The following is a 1,141-nucleotide window of genomic DNA, read 5'->3' on the forward strand; positions in this document are numbered from 1 at the left end:
GTGCTCGCCCGGAGTCGCGCCCGGGGCGAGCACCTGCAGGACGTCCTGATCGTCGGCGACGCCGAGGACGTCCGGTACGTGGGTGCGCGGATCGCCGCTGCGCCGAGTGCCGGCTACCGCGTGCGGGCCGTCGTCACGGACTGCGCTCCGGCCGGGGCCCGTGTCGACCTGGGGGCGGCAACGGCTCCGGTCGTCGGGGGCATCGATGACGTGCTCGCGCACGCCCGGGCCGAGGGCGTCTCCGCCGTCGTCGTCGCGGGTGCCGTCCGTGGTGGGCACGCCCGCCTCCGTCGCCTCGGGTGGCAGCTCGAGGAACACGGCGTCGAGCTCGTGGTGTCCTCCCCCCTGGCCGACATCGCCGCCGGGCGGGTGCACGAGCGCCCGGTCGACGGGCTGCCGCTCATGCACGTCGAGACCCCCGACTACCGCCGCCGGATGGGCAAGCGGGCGCTCGACGTCGTCGGCGCCGTGCTCGGCCTGGCGTTGCTCTCCCCGGTCCTGGCCGCGGTCGCGCTGGCGGTCCGCGCTGACGACGGCGGGCCGGGGTTCTTCCGGCAGGTCCGCGTCGGTCGCGGTGGCGCGGAGTTCCCGATCCTGAAGTTCCGGACGATGTGCGTCGACGCCGAGGCGCGCATGGCTGCTCTGCAGTCCGAGAACCAGGGCGCCGGTCCGCTGTTCAAGATGCAGGACGACCCGCGGGTGACCCGGGTCGGTGCCTTCCTGCGACGGACCTCGCTCGACGAACTGCCGCAGCTGTGGAACGTGCTCACCGGGTCGATGAGCCTGGTCGGCCCCCGACCGGCCCTGCCCCGCGAGGTCGCGCTGTACGAGGACTTCGCCGACCGCCGACTCCTCGTGACCCCGGGGATCACCGGCTTGTGGCAGGTCAGCGGCCGATCGGACCTCGACTGGGCCGAAGGGGTGCGGCTCGACCTGCACTACGTCGAGAACTGGTCGTTCCTGCACGACCTGGTGATCCTCGCCCGCACCGTCCCGTCGGTGCTTCGGTCCCGCGGCGCGTACTGAGCGCTGCGCTTCCCTGGACGAACGGTGTCCGTTCCGGGGGCCGGCCTGGGCTTCCAGGGGCGGGGGAGTTACGATGGAGGCCCACGGACTTCCGCCGCGTGGGTCGACGACGATC

At 73.6% G+C, this 1,141-nt stretch carries 1 protein-coding gene; it reads left to right on the forward strand.

Going from position 1 to position 1,141, the window contains the following annotated elements; genetic code table 11:
* A partial coding sequence (locus BACI9J_RS24150; RefSeq protein ID WP_159736812.1) for a sugar transferase occupies positions 1-1,026 on the forward strand: 1,026 nt, incomplete at its 5' end.
* Positions 1,027-1,141 lie beyond the last annotated feature (115 nt).

The sequence above is a fragment of the Arthrobacter sp. 9V genome, assembly GCF_902506065.1.
In the GTDB taxonomy this organism is placed as follows: Bacteria; Actinomycetota; Actinomycetes; order Actinomycetales; family Micrococcaceae; genus Arthrobacter.